15 protein-coding genes and 1 tRNA gene are annotated in these 16,341 nt (G+C 46.3%); all 16 read left to right on the top strand.

Annotated elements, in window-relative coordinates; genetic code table 11:
- Nucleotides 1-472 (top strand): EF-Tu C-terminal domain-related protein (locus tag BLR65_RS27215; RefSeq protein ID WP_245693084.1); only part of this gene is annotated, 472 nt, incomplete at its 5' end.
- Nucleotides 473-689: 217 nt separating this feature from the next.
- Nucleotides 690-839 carry a 50S ribosomal protein L33 gene (gene rpmG, locus BLR65_RS27210; RefSeq protein WP_021168676.1) on the top strand — a complete coding sequence of 50 codons (150 nt, stop codon included), beginning with the start codon at nucleotides 690-692 and terminating at the stop codon, nucleotides 837-839.
- Between the two features lie 28 nt (nucleotides 840-867).
- Nucleotides 868-943: transfer RNA gene (locus BLR65_RS27205), tRNA-Trp, on the top strand.
- Nucleotides 944-968: 25 nt separating this feature from the next.
- Nucleotides 969-1,184 carry a preprotein translocase subunit SecE gene (gene secE / locus BLR65_RS27200; RefSeq protein WP_093797741.1) on the top strand — a complete coding sequence of 72 codons (216 nt, stop codon included), beginning with the start codon at nucleotides 969-971 and terminating at the stop codon, nucleotides 1,182-1,184.
- A 33-nt stretch (nucleotides 1,185-1,217) separates the two neighbouring features.
- Nucleotides 1,218-1,760 carry a transcription termination/antitermination protein NusG gene (nusG, locus tag BLR65_RS27195; RefSeq protein ID WP_093797739.1) on the top strand — a complete coding sequence of 181 codons (543 nt, stop codon included), beginning with the start codon at nucleotides 1,218-1,220 and terminating at the stop codon, nucleotides 1,758-1,760.
- A 15-nt stretch (nucleotides 1,761-1,775) separates the two neighbouring features.
- Nucleotides 1,776-2,201, top strand: a complete 426-nt coding sequence (gene rplK / locus BLR65_RS27190) for a 50S ribosomal protein L11 (protein WP_093797737.1) — start codon at nucleotides 1,776-1,778, stop codon at nucleotides 2,199-2,201.
- A gap of 65 nt (nucleotides 2,202-2,266) precedes the next feature.
- Entirely contained in the window at nucleotides 2,267-2,971 is a 705-nt protein-coding gene (gene rplA / locus BLR65_RS27185) for a 50S ribosomal protein L1 (protein WP_093797735.1), read from the top strand.
- A gap of 188 nt (nucleotides 2,972-3,159) precedes the next feature.
- Nucleotides 3,160-3,690: a 50S ribosomal protein L10 gene (gene rplJ / locus BLR65_RS27180; protein WP_093797733.1), complete on the top strand. Its 531-nt coding sequence runs from the start codon at nucleotides 3,160-3,162 to the stop codon at nucleotides 3,688-3,690.
- A gap of 77 nt (nucleotides 3,691-3,767) precedes the next feature.
- Entirely contained in the window at nucleotides 3,768-4,145 is a 378-nt protein-coding gene (gene rplL / locus BLR65_RS27175; RefSeq protein WP_093797731.1) for a 50S ribosomal protein L7/L12, read from the top strand.
- A gap of 435 nt (nucleotides 4,146-4,580) precedes the next feature.
- The gene (gene rpoB / locus BLR65_RS27170; protein ID WP_093797729.1) at nucleotides 4,581-8,399 is read left to right on the top strand and encodes a DNA-directed RNA polymerase subunit beta; all 3,819 of its coding nucleotides are present in this window, start codon (nucleotides 4,581-4,583) and stop codon (nucleotides 8,397-8,399) included.
- A gap of 21 nt (nucleotides 8,400-8,420) precedes the next feature.
- Entirely contained in the window at nucleotides 8,421-12,389 is a 3,969-nt protein-coding gene (gene rpoC / locus BLR65_RS27165; protein ID WP_093797727.1) for a DNA-directed RNA polymerase subunit beta', read from the top strand.
- Between the two features lie 263 nt (nucleotides 12,390-12,652).
- The gene (locus BLR65_RS27160; protein ID WP_093797725.1) at nucleotides 12,653-12,907 is read left to right on the top strand and encodes a L7Ae/L30e/S12e/Gadd45 family ribosomal protein; all 255 of its coding nucleotides are present in this window, start codon (nucleotides 12,653-12,655) and stop codon (nucleotides 12,905-12,907) included.
- Between the two features lie 103 nt (nucleotides 12,908-13,010).
- The gene (gene rpsL, locus BLR65_RS27155) at nucleotides 13,011-13,394 is read left to right on the top strand and encodes a 30S ribosomal protein S12 (protein WP_093797723.1); all 384 of its coding nucleotides are present in this window, start codon (nucleotides 13,011-13,013) and stop codon (nucleotides 13,392-13,394) included.
- Nucleotides 13,395-13,436: 42 nt separating this feature from the next.
- Complete coding sequence (rpsG, locus tag BLR65_RS27150) at nucleotides 13,437-13,907, top strand: 30S ribosomal protein S7 (RefSeq protein WP_093797721.1); 471 nt, start codon at nucleotides 13,437-13,439, stop codon at nucleotides 13,905-13,907.
- Between the two features lie 121 nt (nucleotides 13,908-14,028).
- Nucleotides 14,029-16,104: an elongation factor G gene (gene fusA / locus BLR65_RS27145; protein ID WP_093797719.1), complete on the top strand. Its 2,076-nt coding sequence runs from the start codon at nucleotides 14,029-14,031 to the stop codon at nucleotides 16,102-16,104.
- A 58-nt stretch (nucleotides 16,105-16,162) separates the two neighbouring features.
- Nucleotides 16,163-16,341: GTP-binding protein (locus BLR65_RS27140; protein ID WP_245693085.1), on the top strand; the 179-nt coding region annotated here is incomplete at its 3' end.

The following is a 16,341-nucleotide window of genomic DNA, read 5'->3' as shown; positions in this document are numbered from 1 at the left end:
TGGCGATACGGTTGAAATCGTTGGTATGACCGACAAGCCGAAATCCACGGTAGTAACGGGTGTAGAAATGTTCCGCAAACTCTTGGATCAGGCAGTAGCCGGCGACAACATCGGCGCACTTTTACGCGGTATTGAGCGTAAAGAGATCGAGCGCGGACAAGTACTGGCCAAACCCGGCAGCATTAAACCGCATACCAAATTCAAATCCGAAGTATACGTACTGTCCAAAGAAGAAGGCGGCCGTCATACCCCGTTCTTTAACGGCTATCGTCCGCAATTCTATTTCCGGACAACCGACGTAACCGGCGTGGTTAAGCTGCCGGAAGGTGTGGAAATGGTAATGCCTGGCGACAACATTCGCATGGACATTGAACTGATCACGCCGATCGCTATCGAAGAAGGCCTGCGTTTCGCAATTCGTGAAGGTGGCCGTACAGTAGGCGCCGGTGTTGTAACTGCGGTTGAAGGATAAGCGGCAAAATACTTTTACAAAAATTGTATAAATCGATAATGATCTGATATAATAATAAAGCGGGGGGCAACCCTGCTTTATTTATTGACATACCCGAGCCTGTGGGCTATTGACATGCTGATATAATTATGATAAATTGTATTAGTGACATTTAAAAAAAGTGTTATCAATAAATAGACCCAAAGTGCTATATTTACTGGTAAGAGAGGTGTACAGGATGCGCAACGCGGTAACATTGGCCTGCACAGAATGCAAACAACGCAATTATCAGACCAATAAAAACAAAAAGAATGATCCCGATAGATTGGAATTCAACAAGTACTGCAAATTCTGCAAAAAGCAGACGCTGCACAAAGAAACAAAGTAATCATAACATGGTTTTGCCATATGCTAGTAGGGGTATAGCTCAATTGGTAGAGTAGCGGTCTCCAAAACCGTTGGTTGAGGGTTCAAGTCCTTCTGCCCCTGCCAAAATGTACGCACAGGATGTGAGAAAATGGCCGCTCAGGAAACAGCTATCCAGACGAATGCATCGCGCTGGAAAAAATTTTTGCGGGAAGTAAAAGCTGAACTTAAAAAGGTTACATGGCCAGGCAAGCAAGAGCTTATTTCCTTCACTGGTGTTGTATTTGTGACGGTTACTGTTGTCGCGGCTCTAATTTGGGCGATTGATACATCTTTCAACCAGATTTTAAAAGCTATCATCAAGTAGACTAGGGGGTGGGGGGCGCATCGCCCCTTGGCTATGGAATCCGAAAAACTCGAAAAAAATTGGTATGTTATCCATACATATTCCGGTTACGAAAACAAGGTAAAAGCCAATCTGGAAAAAAAAGTTCATTCCATGGGAATGGAAGATGAGGTTTTCCGGGTACTTGTGCCGATGGAAGATGAAGTGGAAATAAAAGATGGCAAGAAAAAAATTGCCAAGAAAAAAGTTTTCCCCGGATATGTTTTGGTAGAAATGATTGTTACTGACCGTTCTTGGTATGTTGTCCGTAACACTCCGGGCGTAACTGGTTTTGTCGGGTCGGGAACCAAGCCTATTCCACTGAGTGAAAGTGAAGTAAAACACATCCTCAAGTCAATGGGTATAGAAGATGCGAAGCCTAAGATTGATATTGATTTAGGCCAGTTGGTTCGTATCACTTCAGGTGCTTTCGAGAATTGGACAGCCACTGTAACTGATATTAATCCCGATCGTGGCAAGATTAAGGTGCTTGTCAATATGTTTGGACGCGAAACACCAGTAGAGCTTGATTTTACGCAAATTGTAAAAGTTGATTAAGGAGGTGTAATATAAATGGCTAAGAAAGTTGTAAAACTTGTCAAACTGCAAGTGCCAGCTGGTAAAGCTACTCCGGCTCCTCCCGTAGGCCCGGCGCTAGGTCAGGCTGGTGTCAATATCATGGCTTTTGTTAAGGAGTTTAACGAAAGAACGGCCAAACAAGCCGGTCTTATTATTCCGGTGGAAATTACGGTATTTGAAGATAGATCATTTACCTTTGTTACCAAAACTCCTCCGGCCGCAATTCTTCTTAAAAAGGCTGCCGGTATTGAAACTGCTTCCGGTGAACCCAACAAAAAGAAAGTTGCCAAGGTAAAACGCGATAAAGTTAAGGAAATTGCCGAATCCAAAATGCAGGATTTAAACGCCGCCAGCGTAGAAGCCGCTATGCGGATGATTGAGGGTACGGCCCGCAGCATGGGTATTGAGATTGTAGACTAATTTTGTCACAATCTTGCGTGGGAGGACTAATTACTTCCGTTATTACCACAAAGGAGGATAACTGTATGCCGAAACATGGAAAAAAATATGTGGAAGCCGCTAAGCTTATTGACGCTGATAAGCTATATGATCCAGAAGAAGCGGTTGAGCTAATTAAGAAAACTGCTAACGCTAAATTTGATCAAACGGTAGAGATTGCCGTTAAATTGGGTGTTGACCCGAAACATGCCGATCAGCAAGTACGTGGTGCTGTTGTACTTCCTTACGGCACTGGTAAGACCAAACGAGTTTTGGTTTTTGCTAAAGGTGAAAAAGCCAAAGAAGCGGAAGCCGCAGGCGCTGATTTTGTAGGTGCCGAAGATATGGTGGGAAAAATCCAGGGTGGCTGGGCTGATTTTGATGTAGCAGTTGCCACGCCGGATATGATGGGGATGGTAGGCCGCCTTGGTAAAATCCTTGGCCCTAAAGGCTTAATGCCTAACCCTAAAGTTGGTACTGTTACTCTTGATGTAACACGGGCTATTAATGAAATTAAAGCCGGTAAGATTGAATACCGTACTGATAAAGCAGGCAACATTCATGCACCTATTGGTAAGGTATCTTTCGATAACGAAAAGCTGCTCAAAAACTTCCACACCCTGATTGATACATTAATTAAAGTTAAGCCCGCTGCTGCTAAAGGCCAATACATGAAGAACATCTCCTTAAGCGCAACAATGGGCCCTGGCGTTAGAATTAACCCGCTCAAAGCTCCCGGCAAAAAAGAATAACATTAATTTAGAATAATATTATGAGGCTGTAGACAGTAGGTTGAAAAGTAAAAGCTTGCCTAAGCTTTCCTACCGAGGCCGGGGATTTGCAGCATGTAACTGATCTTGCTATCATGCGGCCTCCGGTGTTTACGCCGTGAGGCTGCTTTTTGATTTGTTTGACACTTGTTTAAGGAGGTGTAATATAAATGGCTGTAACCCAAGAAAAACTGCAGACAGTTGCTGAGATTAAAGAAAAGCTTAGCGCTACCAAAGGTGCAGTTCTGACAAACTATCGTGGCTTGACAGTAGCTCAGGATACTAAACTTCGTCGCAAACTGCGGGAAGCGGGCGTGGAATATCGTGTATTTAAGAATACAATGACCCGTATTGCTGCCAAAGAAGCTGGTATCGAGGGCCTTGATTCTTATCTTGAAGGTCCGACTGCTATTGCGATGTCCAGTACTGATCCTGTAGCTCCCGCTAAAATTATTTCTGACTTTATCAAAGAAAACAAACTGCAGGCTTTGGAAGTAAAAGCTGGTTTAGTTGAAGGTAAAGTAATCGATGTTGCAGGTGTTAAGGCGCTCTCCAGTCTGCCGCCGAAAGAAGTACTTGTTGCCCGGGTACTGGCCGGCATGCAGTCGCCGATTGCCGGTTTTGTCAACGTTCTTGCCGGAAATCTGCGCAATCTGGTCTATGCGCTTGAAGCAGTTCGTAAGCAAAAAGAATCCGCATAAGACAAGGGTACGTCCTTGCAGCAAATTTATTTCATGTATAAAAATAATTTAATGAAAGTTTATGGAGGTATTGTAAAATGACTAAAGAACAAATCATGGAAGCCATTGAGCAAATGACTGTGCTCGAACTTTCCGAGCTGGTAAAAGCCTTAGAAGAAAAATTCGGCGTATCTGCTGCTGCTCCTGTAGCCGTAGCTGCTGCTCCTGCCGTTGGTGCTGGTGGTGCTGCTGCTGCTGAAGAACAAACTGAATTTGACGTAATTCTAACTAGCGCTGGCGGTGCTAAAATCAACGTGATTAAAGTTGTCCGCGAAGTTACCGGCCTTGGCTTGAAAGAAGCTAAAGAACTGGTTGACGGTGCTCCTAAGCCTGTTAAAGAAAAAGTGGCCAAAGCTGATGCCGAGGCTATTAAAGCTAAACTTGTTGAAGCTGGCGCATCTGTCGAAGTTAAGTAATATAAGCTTCCAAATAAAGAAGGAGCACCTTCCATGGTGCTCCTTTTATTTTAAAAAATAAAAATTGGTTCATTTTATAATGAACCCTAATAAAAAAATATACAGAACACGATATTTTTTTTCTTGACGAATTGAACAATATATGATACCATTATATATCGCCGTACATATTTATATTGCTATTTTTTTTGGCGGACTTTTTGCCCAAAACCTGTATAAATTATGAAATGGCAGGAAATAGTAATATAATGGAGGATGAATCGTTTTTCATCGAAAAAAAGCAAGGTACTTAACTATGACGAAAGAGCCTTGCTTGTTTTGTATTTATTTAATCATTCATTTACTGGCTTAGTATTTGCGGAATACCGCCAGCTTATGTGAAAGCTGCGAATGTCGCAATGTGTCAGGCAAAATGGCTAAGGGGTGAAGGGGTTAATGTTTAATCCTGTTCCGGTGGGCAAAAGGTTCAGGTATAGTTATGCGAAAATTAAAGAAGTGCTGGACATGCCCAATCTTATTGAAATCCAGAAAAATTCATACAACTGGTTTCTTAAAGAAGGGTTACAGGAGATATTTCACGATATCTCTCCGATCCAGGACTTTACCGGCAACCTGATCCTATCTTTTGAGAACTTTACACTGGGCGAACCTAAATACGATGTTGAAGAGTGCAAAGAGCGGGATGTTACCTACGCCGCTCCGCTTCGTGTCAGTGTTCGGCTGTACAACAAAGAAACACAGGAAATAAAAGAACAAGAAGTATTTATGGGCGATTTTCCGCTTATGACGGATACGGGCACCTTTATTATAAACGGTGCCGAGCGGGTTATTGTCAGTCAACTGGTGCGTTCACCTGGCGTATATTATGGTGAAACGATTGATACTACCGGCAAAAAACTTTATAATGCGACTGTAATCCCGAACCGTGGGGCATGGCTTGAGCTGGAAACTGACGCCAATGACGTCATTTCCGTGCGCGTTGACCGCACACGGAAACTGCCTGTAACGATACTGATCCGGGCCTTGGGTTTTGTATCGAATGGTGTAATTTCCGAACTCTTTAATGAGGATGTTCGTATCCGGGCAACGTTAGAAAGAGATAATACTGATTCCCGGGAAGAGGCGCTTGTTGAGATTTATAAACGGCTGCGCCCGGGCGAACCGCCAACCGTAGAAAATGCCGCTCAACTGCTTGAATCTTTATTTTTTGATCCAAAACGTTATGACTTGGCAACTGTTGGCAGGTATAAACTTGGCAAAAAGCTGGGGTGGCGCCGCCGGTTGCTGGGAAAAATTCTTGCTCAGCCACTGGTTGATAAAGAGACCGGTGAAATTGCAGCAGAGGAAAATACCTTGCTTGATGAGGATGTTCTTGACAAGATTGCTGCTGCCAAAGTCTTTGACGGTGAAGGGATGCATGAAGCCTGGATCAAGCAAAAAGACGGAACACCGGTAAAATTGATTCTTAACTCAATCTTGCCATTTACGCATCGAACCATCACCAAGGAAGATATTATTGCTTCTATTAGTTATCTTCTAAATCTAATGGACGGTCATGGTACTACTGATGACATTGACCATCTGGGTAACCGGCGGCTGCGTTCGGTTGGAGAGCTTTTGCAGAACCAATTCCGTATCGGTTTAGCCCGCATGGAACGCGTGGTTAAAGAGCGTATGACCATCCAGGATATTGATGTGATTACGCCGCAAGCTCTCATCAATATAAGACCAGTGGTAGCCGCCATAAAAGAATTTTTTGGATCCAGCCAGTTATCCCAATTTATGGATCAGACGAACCCGCTGGCTGAACTTACACATAAAAGGCGTCTCAGTGCTCTGGGGCCGGGCGGACTCAGCCGAGAGCGCGCCGGTTTCGAAGTGCGTGACGTTCACCATTCTCACTATGGCCGCATGTGTCCAATCGAGACGCCGGAAGGTCCGAACATTGGTCTGATTGGTTCATTGTCGACCTATGGCCGCATCAACGAGTTTGGTTTTATTGAGACACCATACCGGAAAGTCAACAAACATGATCGCCGGGTAACAGACGAGGTATTTTATTTAACGGCTGACGAAGAGGACGAGATGATTGTCGCTCAGGCCAATGAAGCCCTCGATGAAAATGGCTGGTTCAAGGAACCGCGTGTTACCTGCCGTTACAAGCACGAAACCTTAGTTGTTCCGGCTGAAAAAGTCGACTATATGGACGTATCCCCGAAACAGGTGGTATCAATCGCTACGGCGATGATTCCCTTCCTGGAAAACGACGATGCTAACCGGGCATTGATGGGGGCCAACATGCAGCGTCAGGCTGTGCCGCTTCTTAAAACGCAAGCGCCGCTGGTTGGTACCGGTATGGAATACAAAGCCGCACGTGATTCCGGAGTTTGTATTCTGGCGAAAAACGCGGGCGTCGTAGAAAAAGTATCTGCTACACAAATCCAGATTCGTACCGAAACAGGTGCACTGGATACTTATAAGATGCTCAAATATCTCCGCTCAAATCAGGGAACTTGTATAAATCAAAAACCTATTGTCTATAAAGGTGAGAAAATCGTAAAAGGCCAGGTTTTGGCTGACGGCCCATCCACCGATAAAGGCGAACTGGCTTTGGGGTACAACGTACTGGTCGCTTTTATGCCTTGGGAAGGCTACAACTACGAAGACGCCATTCTTTTAAGCCAAGACTTAGTCAAGGAAGACGTCTTTACCTCCATTCATATTGAAGAATACGAATGCGATGCCCGTGATACCAAACTGGGGCCGGAGGAAATAACCCGCGATATTCCGAATGTTGCCGAAGATGTACTTAGGGACCTTGACGATCGCGGCATTATCCGCGTTGGCGCGGAAGTCCGGCCGGGTGATATTCTGGTTGGCAAGGTTACCCCAAAAGGCGAGACCGAACTGACGGCAGAAGAACGCCTGTTACGTGCTATTTTTGGTGAAAAAGCGCGTGAAGTCCGGGATACTTCTTTAAGAGTGCCGCACGGTGAGGCCGGTAAAATTGTTGACGTAAAAGTCTTTACCCGTGAAAATGGCGACGAATTGCCGCCTGGCGTAAATCAACTAGTACGTTGCTATATTGCGCAAAAACGAAAAATCTCGGAAGGCGACAAAATGGCCGGCCGCCATGGTAACAAAGGGGTAGTTTCCCGCATCATGCCTAAGGAAGATATGCCTTTCCTGCCTGATGGCACTCCGGTTCAGATTGTATTAAACCCTCTGGGCGTACCTTCGCGTATGAATATCGGTCAGGTACTTGAGACTCACTTAGGGCGGGCCGCCGCCGCCATTGGCATGCAGGTCAGGATGGGCGATCGGACTTTGGTTGATCGACTAAAAGCCGTTAATTATAACTTTGAAAAGAATGATATGCCAGTACCGGATGTTGCCGGTATTCACCTGGCTACCCCGGTGTTCGATGGTGCTACCGAGAATGATGTTATTAATACGTTAAAGGTGGCTGGTTTATCCGAAGATGGCAAAACACAACTATTTGACGGCAGAACAGGTGAACCGTTTGACAATCATGTAACTGTTGGCTATGTTTATATGCTTAAACTCGCCCATTTGGTTGACGACAAAATTCACGCCCGTTCCACTGGACCGTACTCACTTGTTACGCAGCAGCCTCTGGGTGGTAAAGCCCAGTTTGGCGGCCAGCGTTTCGGTGAAATGGAAGTTTGGGCATTGGAGGCTTATGGTGCCGCCTATACCCTGCAGGAGCTTCTGACCGTAAAATCTGACGACGTTGTTGGCCGCGTAAAAACCTATGAGGCCATAGTCAAGGGTGAAAATGTACCGGAGCCGGGTGTGCCGGAATCCTTCAAGGTATTGATTAAGGAACTCCAAAGCATTGGTCTGGATGTCAAGATATTGACGGAAGATGCTCAGGAGATTATGATTCGTGAATCAGACGAGGATATTAATGAGACGGCCAAAGAACTGGAACTTAATATCGGCGACGATGTGTCACAAGCCCCGGTTGAAAGGAAAAAATCCGATATTGAGGGCGATATGGTTGACGAACTAGAAGCCAATGATGATATTGAACCTCTGGAGGAAGAACTTGATATCATTGCCGAAATTGGCGAAATGGAGCCCGATATAGGTCACAAAGCTGCTGATGATGATGACGATCTTGATTTTCCACCTCTCAAAGGTAATTCCAAAAAGCTCAAGGAAAATGCTAAAAAGTCTAATCCCCGTTCCTATCTGGATGAAACTCTGGACGACGAGGACCTAGACTAGTTAGAAGGGAGCGATAACCCCTTGTTGGACGTAAATAACTTTGATTCAATGCGAATTGGCCTGGCGTCGCCGGAACAAATCCGCAAATGGTCGCATGGCGAAGTAAAAAAGCCGGAAACTATTAACTACCGTACATTAAAACCGGAGCGCGAAGGTCTGTTTTGCGAAAAAATATTCGGACCAACCCGTGACTGGGAATGTCATTGCGGTAAGTATAAACGGATCCGCTATAAAGGTATCATTTGTGATCGCTGTGGTGTAGAAGTAACCCGTTCCAAAGTCCGGCGTGACCGGATGGGGCATATTGAACTGGCCGCCCCGGTATCACACATCTGGTATTTTAAAGGGATTCCCAGCCGGATGGGACTTATTTTGGACATTTCTCCCCGCTCCCTGGAAAAGGTTTTATATTTTGCTTCCTATATTGTGCTTGATCCCGGCGATACGCCGCTGATGAAAAAACAACTCTTAAATGAAAATGAGTATAGGGAACACAGGGATAAGTATGGCAATGCGTTTAAAATCGGTATGGGCGCGGAGGCTATCAAAAAGCTGCTGGAAGAGCTGGATTTAGAAAAAATGAGCCGTGAACTGCGGCAAGAGCTTAAGGAAGTAAGCGGCCAGCGCAAAATCCGGGCCATAAGACGCCTGGAGGTTGTGGAGGCTTTCCGCAAATCAGGGAATAATCCGGCTTGGATGATTCTGGACGTTGTTCCCGTTATTCCACCAGAATTACGGCCAATGGTTCAACTCGATGGCGGACGTTTTGCCACTTCTGATTTGAATGATCTCTACCGCCGGGTAATCAACCGCAATAACCGGTTAAAGCGCCTGCTGGATTTGGGTGCACCGGATATTATTGTACGCAACGAGAAACGCATGCTGCAGGAAGCCGTGGATGCTCTTATTGATAACGGCCGCCGTGGCCGTCCTGTAACCGGGCCGGGTAACCGTCCGTTAAAGTCGTTAAGCGATATGCTTAAAGGAAAACAAGGCCGGTTCCGGCAAAACCTGTTGGGCAAACGTGTCGACTACTCAGGCCGCTCTGTTATCGTTGTCGGTCCTGAACTCAAACTGCATCAGTGTGGCCTGCCCAAAGAAATGGCTTTGGAATTGTTCAAACCTTTTGTCATGAAAAAGCTGGTCAACGCCGGCCATGCCCATAATATCAAAAGTGCCAAACGGATGGTGGAACGTGTGCGTCCGGAAGTTTGGGACGTACTGGAAGAGGTAATCAAAGAACACCCGGTACTTTTAAACCGTGCTCCGACATTGCACCGCTTAGGTATTCAGGCGTTTGAGCCGGTGTTGTCCGAAGGCCGGGCAATTAAAATTCATCCTCTTGTTTGTACTGCCTACAATGCTGACTTTGACGGCGACCAAATGGCAGTGCATGTGCCGCTTTCAGCAGAAGCACAGGCGGAAGCCAGAATGCTTATGCTGTCAGCTCACAATATCTTATCGACAAAAGATGGCAGACCGGTAACTACGCCTACTCAGGACATGGTGCTTGGCGCTTATTATCTCACGATTGTAAAAGAGCCTAAAGACGGAAAGATCAGAGCTTTCGTCAACCTTAATGAAGCCTTGCTGGCTTATCAGCATAAAGAACTCGAATTGCAAGAAAAAATCCGGATGCGTATAAAAGGATATGGCTTAGTTCATACGACATTAGGACGAATGATTTTCAATGAAGTGCTGCCGCCGGAACTCAGGCCGTTTGTCAAAGAGGACGATGGTTGGCATTTGGGCAAGGTAATGGACAAAAAGCAGCTTGGTAAATTAGTGGCTGACTCCTATCAAACCTTTGGCAATGCCAAAACGGCCGATGTAGTAGATAGTGTAAAACGTCTGGGCTTCTCCTTTGCTTGTCGTGCAGGGATAACCATTGCCATTTCAGATATTAAGATTCCCGAGGCCAAGAAGGAAATTATCGCTACGGCCGAGGCCAAGGTTAATACCATTGATAAGCAGTATCGCCGCGGCTTGATTACCGATGACGAACGCTATAAAAAGACCATTGACCTGTGGACAAAAGCAACTGATGATGTTACTACGGCTCTTATGAATAGCTTGGACCGTTTTAACAATGTATACATGATGGCCAACTCCGGTGCTCGTGGTAATATCCAGCAGATTCGTCAGTTAGCCGGTATGCGCGGTCTTATGGCCGATCCTTCCGGTCGAATCATTGACTTGCCGATTAAGGCTAACTTCCGTGAAGGCTTAACCGTATTAGAGTACTTTATCTCCACACACGGTGCCCGTAAAGGCTTGGCCGATACCGCGCTGCGGACAGCCGACTCCGGTTATCTGACCCGCCGGTTGGTTGACGTTGCTCAAGACGTTATCGTGCGGGAAGAAGACTGTGACGTAGTTGGCATCAATCTGGTGCGCGAACGGGCACGTTTAGCCCAGTCAAGTGCCGGCGCTATTGATATGCTGAAGGATTCTTTACAGGGGAGAATACTGGCTCAGGATGTTATGAATCCCAAAACAGCCGATATGCTTTTATCGCAGGGCAAAGTGCTTGACGAAGACGCATTGCGCCTGATCGGCGAAAATGGTGTACCCGAAATTATGATCGAAGGCGAAGCCAGCGAAGTGGAAGAGGATGTCGGCCGTGTAGCTGCCGAGACCATTGTGCTTGGTGCACCGGAAGAAAAAGTGCGTGCTGCTCTTAAAGAAGCTATGATCCGGGAAATGCTTGGCAAAAACACGACTGAAGCGATTAAAACCAGCGATGGCGTCGAACTTGTCCCTGCTGATACGCCGCTTACCGAAGAACACATTGAGGCCGTGCTGGCCAGTTCGGTAAAAGAGGTAAAAGTGCGCAATAACAATATCAGAGGCATTGAAGTTGAGGCAATAAAAGAGGGTTCAGGCATTATCGAATCCCTCAGAGACCGCATTGTCGGCAGAGTTGCCGCCGAAGATATTGTAGATCCGGCTACCGGGGAAACCATTGTTAAGCTGAACGAATTAATTACGGAAGAGTTAGCTGAAAAGGTAGTTAAAGTACGGGAAAAGGTATCCATCCGTTCTGTACTCACCTGTCGTTCACGCTATGGTGTATGCATAAAATGCTACGGTCGTAACCTTGGCACAAGCCACATGGTTGATGTCGGTGAGGCTGTGGGAATTATTGCCGCCCAGTCAATTGGTGAGCCTGGCACTCAGCTTACGATGAGAACATTCCATACCGGTGGTGTTGCCGGTGACGATATTACGCAGGGTCTGCCGCGGGTAGAGGAATTGTTTGAAGCCCGCAAACCTAAACGTCAGGCAATCATTACTGAGGTTGAGGGGACTGTCGAGATAAAAGAAATTAAGGGCATGCGCCGGGTTACGATTTATCCGCTAGATGCTTCCCTGGGTGAAGAACGTGTATACCCCGTTCCCTATGGTGCGCGACTCATTGTCAGCGACGGCCAGCGGGTTGAGCCGGGTGACCGTCTGACAGAAGGTGCGGTTAATCCGCACGACATTCTTCGGGTTAGCGGACTTAAAGCCACGCAACGCTACCTGGTGTACGAAGTCCAAAAAGTGTATAAATCCCAAGGTGTTGAAATTAATGACAAGCACATTGAAGTTATGGTTCGCCAAATGCTGCATAAAGTCAAAGTGGAAGAAGCCGGGGACACAGAACTCCTGCCGGGAGAATATATTGACCTGAATACCTTTGAGGAAGAGAATGCGAAAGCGATTGAAGCTGGTGGCGATCCGGCTGTTGCCAGGCCGATTCTGCTGGGGATTACCAAGGCGTCGCTGGCTACCGATTCCTTCCTTTCAGCCGCTTCCTTCCAGGAAACCACGCGGGTGCTTACGGAAGCCGCGATTAAAGGTAAAATCGATCCGCTTCTGGGACTTAAAGAGAACGTCATTATCGGTAAGCTTGTTCCGGCCGGTACGGGTATGAGCCGCTACCGTAACGTGAAGTTGAAAACACCGGTTATCGAACAGACGCTAACAGAAATACCCGTTGAATAAGTAATAATGATTAATTGCAGAACACTGGGGACGGCATATACCGTTCCCAGTGCTTTTTTTGAACATTTCCCAAAAGATAAATGTATATAACCCCAGTATTTATGGGCATTAATAAGCAATGGAAAATAGTGCTTTTGAAACACCCGGTTTAGTGTATTTAAATATGCGCAGAAAATCTAATAGTTTATTGACATTTAGAAAGTGAAATGATAATATATTAGAGTGCCTTGAAAATTGCACATTTTCCCGAAGGAGTTGGAAGTATGAACAGTGAGGATCTTGAAGGGTTTAAGACTACCAAGAAGGCTATTGGCGCTAAACAAGCGGCGCGGGCTGTGGAAAAAGGTCTGGCCGCCAGAGTATACCTTGCTGATGATGCCGACAGACGGGTTGTGGCTCCGCTTGCTGGGCTGTGTAGCCAGAAGGGGATTCAGGTTAAAACTGGATTAACGATGGCCGAACTTGGGAAGGCCTGCGGCATTGAAGTTGCTGCCGCTGCGGTTGCTTTATTGAAATGAATAAGTATTGGGTCAAGTCGTTAATAATTTTGCCCGCTTTTATTTTGCTGGCGAAATTTTTAATAATAAATAACGAAATTGGGGAAGGAGGTGCGCTGAATAAATGCCAACAATTAGTCAGTTAGTGCGCAAAAGCCGGGAGCAGTTAACACAAAAATCGACCGCTCCTGCATTGAAAGAATGCCCGCAAAAACGTGGTGTATGCACGAGAGTATATACAACAACTCCTAAAAAGCCTAACTCTGCGTTGCGTAAAGTTGCTCGTGTGCGCTTAACCAACGGCATTGAAGTAACTGCCTATATTCCGGGAATTGGTCACAATCTGCAGGAACACTCGGTTGTACTGATTCGTGGCGGCAGGGTAAAAGACTTGCCAGGCGTACGTTATCACATTGTTCGAGGCGCTCTTGACACCGCTGGTGTCGCAAAGCGTAACCAGAGCCGTTCAAAATACGGTGCTAAAAAGGCTACTGCTGCTAAGAAATAATGCTTAGCCTGCTGCAGAGTTTTGGAAGAAGGAGGGATACTGATGCCAAGAAAAGGTGCTGTTCCCAAGCGGGATGTATTACCGGATCCGGTATATAACTCCAAGCTTGTAACAAGATTTATTAATAAAATTATGTTAGACGGCAAAAAAGGCGTTGCCGAAAACATTGTATATGATGCGTTTGAAACCATCCGTGCGAAGACGGGTAAAGATCCGATGGAAGTTTTTGACGTTGCGCTGAAAAATGTGATGCCGGTTCTTGAGGTTCGCGCTCGCCGTGTAGGTGGTGCAAACTATCAGGTGCCTGTAGAAGTGCGGCCTGACCGCAGACAAGCGCTCGGCATTCGCTGGCTGGTTAACTACTCACGTCTGCGCGGCGAGAAAACCATGCAGGAAAGACTTGCTTCAGAACTGATGGATGCTGCTAATAGTACCGGCGCATCTGTGAAAAAACGTGAAGATACCCATAAAATGGCTGAAGCCAACAAGGCTTTTGCACATTATCGGTGGTAAACTAGAGATTCGAAGTTCGAGGTTCGGACATCGAAAAGAAGGGGTGCATGAGGCAACCCGATTCCAAATCGAATATTCGAACGTCGAACATACGAATCTGCGAAATTAAGGAGTGAAAATAGTGGCCCGAAAGTTTCCTCTCGAAAAGACACGGAACATCGGCATCATGGCGCATATAGACGCCGGCAAGACCACTACCACTGAACGCATTCTATTTTATACCGGTAGAGTACACAAAATTGGCGAAGTGCATGATGGTGCTGCGACTATGGACTGGATGGTGCAGGAACAAGAAAGAGGTATTACTATTACCTCTGCGGCCACTACAGCCCAGTGGAAGGGACATCGTATTAACATCATTGACACACCTGGACACGTGGACTTTACAGTTGAAGTAGAACGTTCATTGCGTGTGCTTGACGGATCAGTTGCGGTTTTTTGTGCTAAAGGCGGCGTAGAACCGCAGTCTGAGACTGTATGGCGTCAGGCTGATAAATATAACGTTCCCCGTATGGCTTATGTAAATAAAATGGACATCACCGGTGCTGATTTTTACCGGGTTGTTGATATGATGAAAAGTCGTCTTGGTGCTAACGCAGTACCAATCCAATTGCCAATTGGATTTGAAGACACTTTTAAAGGTTTTGTTGACCTGATTGAAATGAAAGCCGTTGTTTATACGGATGATTTGGGTAAGGTAAGCGAAGCTACCGAGATACCGGAAGACATGGTTGAAAATGCTGAGCTTTATCACCAAAACCTGTTAGATGCTGTTGCGGAAAGCGACGATGAACTCATGATGAAATATCTTGAGGGCGAAGAACTAAGCATTGAAGAAATTAAAGCGGCTATCCGCACAGCCACAATTGCCTGTAAAATGACACCGGTATTGTGCGGTTCCTCTTATAAAAACAAAGGCGTTCAGCCGCTGCTGGATGCAGTTGTTGATTATATGCCTGCTCCGACTGACATTCCGGCAATTAAAGGCGTTCATCCTGAAACTGGAGAAGAAGATGAGCGCAAAGCGGATGACAGCCTGCCATTCTCGGCATTGGCCTTTAAAATTATGGCTGACCCTTATGTCGGCAAGCTGGCCTTTTTCAGAGTATACTCCGGCCAGCTAGCCTCCGGTTCCTACGTGTATAACTCCACTAAAGGCAAGCGGGAACGTATTGGCCGGATCCTGCAAATGCACGCTAACCACCGCGAGGAAATCGAGACGGTTTATACCGGTGATATTGCTGCCGCAGTTGGCCTGAAGGATACTACTACCGGTGACACCCTTTGTGATGAAAAAAATGCCATCATTCTTGAGTCCATGGTCTTCCCCGATCCGGTTATCTCCATCGCTGTTGAACCCAAGACTAAGGCCGATCAGGAAAAAATGGGTGTGGCTCTCAACCGCTTGGCGGAAGAAGATCCGACCTTCCGGATGCGTACAGATCAAGAAACCGGCCAGACGATCATTTCCGGTATGGGCGAATTGCATCTTGACATTATCGTTGACCGGATGCTGCGGGAATTCAAGGTTGAATGTAATGTAGGCAAACCGCAGGTTGCTTATCGCGAAACCATCCGCAAGACTGTTAAAGCCGAAGGCAAATTTGTCCGTCAGTCCGGTGGCCGTGGTCAGTATGGTCATTGCTGGCTGGAAATTCAGCCGCTTGAACCCGGTCAAGGCTTCATCTTTGAAAATAAGGTTGTCGGCGGCGCTATTCCTAGAGAATACATCGGCCCGGTTGAAGCCGGTGTTAAAGAGGCTATGGAAACCGGTGTATCGGCCGGTTATCCGATGGTTGATATCAAAGTAACCGTATATGACGGTTCTTACCATGATGTCGACTCCTCGGAAATGGCATTCAAAATTGCTGGTTCCATGGGCTTCAAAGCCGGTGCTGCCAAAGCCAATCCGGTTATCCTCGAACCTTATATGAAGGTCGAAGTTATTGTACCTGAGGACTACATGGGCGATGTCATCGGCGACTTGAATTCGCGCCGCGGACGTATTGAAGGTATGGAAGCCCGTGCCGGTGCTCAATCGATTAAAGCTTTTGTACCGCTTTCCGAAATGTTCGGTTATGCAACCGACCTGCGGTCGCGTACCCAAGGTCGCGGCAACTATTCCATGGAATTTGACCATTACGAAGAAGTGCCGAAAAACATTGCCGAAGCTATTTCAACCAAAAATAAAGGCTAATCCACTACAATTGCTTACCTAAATTTGTAAAGTAATAAACTTAGGAGGTAACACTTAAATGGCTAAGAAAAAGTATGAAAGAACCAAACCGCATGTTAACATTGGTACCATCGGACACGTTGACCATGGTAAAACTTCACTAACTGCTGCCATTACCCTGACACTGTCGAAAACCGGCGGCGCCGAATTTATGGCCTATGACATGATCGACAAAGCTCCGGAAGAAAGAGAACGTGG

The organism is Sporomusa acidovorans (assembly GCF_900101845.1).
Taxonomy (GTDB): Bacteria; Bacillota; Negativicutes; order Sporomusales; family Sporomusaceae; genus Sporomusa; species Sporomusa acidovorans.
This window is presented reverse-complemented; position numbering and strand designations above follow the sequence as displayed.

Coding starts and splice junctions, on each gene's coding strand:
- rplA (WP_093797735.1), top strand. CDS start 2,267: ATGCCGAAACATGGAAAAAAATATGTGGAAGCCGCTAAGCTTATTGAC.
- BLR65_RS27160 (WP_093797725.1), top strand. CDS start 12,653: ATGAACAGTGAGGATCTTGAAGGGTTTAAGACTACCAAGAAGGCTATT.
- rpoB (WP_093797729.1), top strand. CDS start 4,581: ATGTTTAATCCTGTTCCGGTGGGCAAAAGGTTCAGGTATAGTTATGCG.
- secE (WP_093797741.1), top strand. CDS start 969: ATGGCCGCTCAGGAAACAGCTATCCAGACGAATGCATCGCGCTGGAAA.
- rplK (WP_093797737.1), top strand. CDS start 1,776: ATGGCTAAGAAAGTTGTAAAACTTGTCAAACTGCAAGTGCCAGCTGGT.
- rpsL (WP_093797723.1), top strand. CDS start 13,011: ATGCCAACAATTAGTCAGTTAGTGCGCAAAAGCCGGGAGCAGTTAACA.
- rplL (WP_093797731.1), top strand. CDS start 3,768: ATGACTAAAGAACAAATCATGGAAGCCATTGAGCAAATGACTGTGCTC.
- rplJ (WP_093797733.1), top strand. CDS start 3,160: ATGGCTGTAACCCAAGAAAAACTGCAGACAGTTGCTGAGATTAAAGAA.
- rpmG (WP_021168676.1), top strand. CDS start 690: ATGCGCAACGCGGTAACATTGGCCTGCACAGAATGCAAACAACGCAAT.
- rpsG (WP_093797721.1), top strand. CDS start 13,437: ATGCCAAGAAAAGGTGCTGTTCCCAAGCGGGATGTATTACCGGATCCG.
- nusG (WP_093797739.1), top strand. CDS start 1,218: ATGGAATCCGAAAAACTCGAAAAAAATTGGTATGTTATCCATACATAT.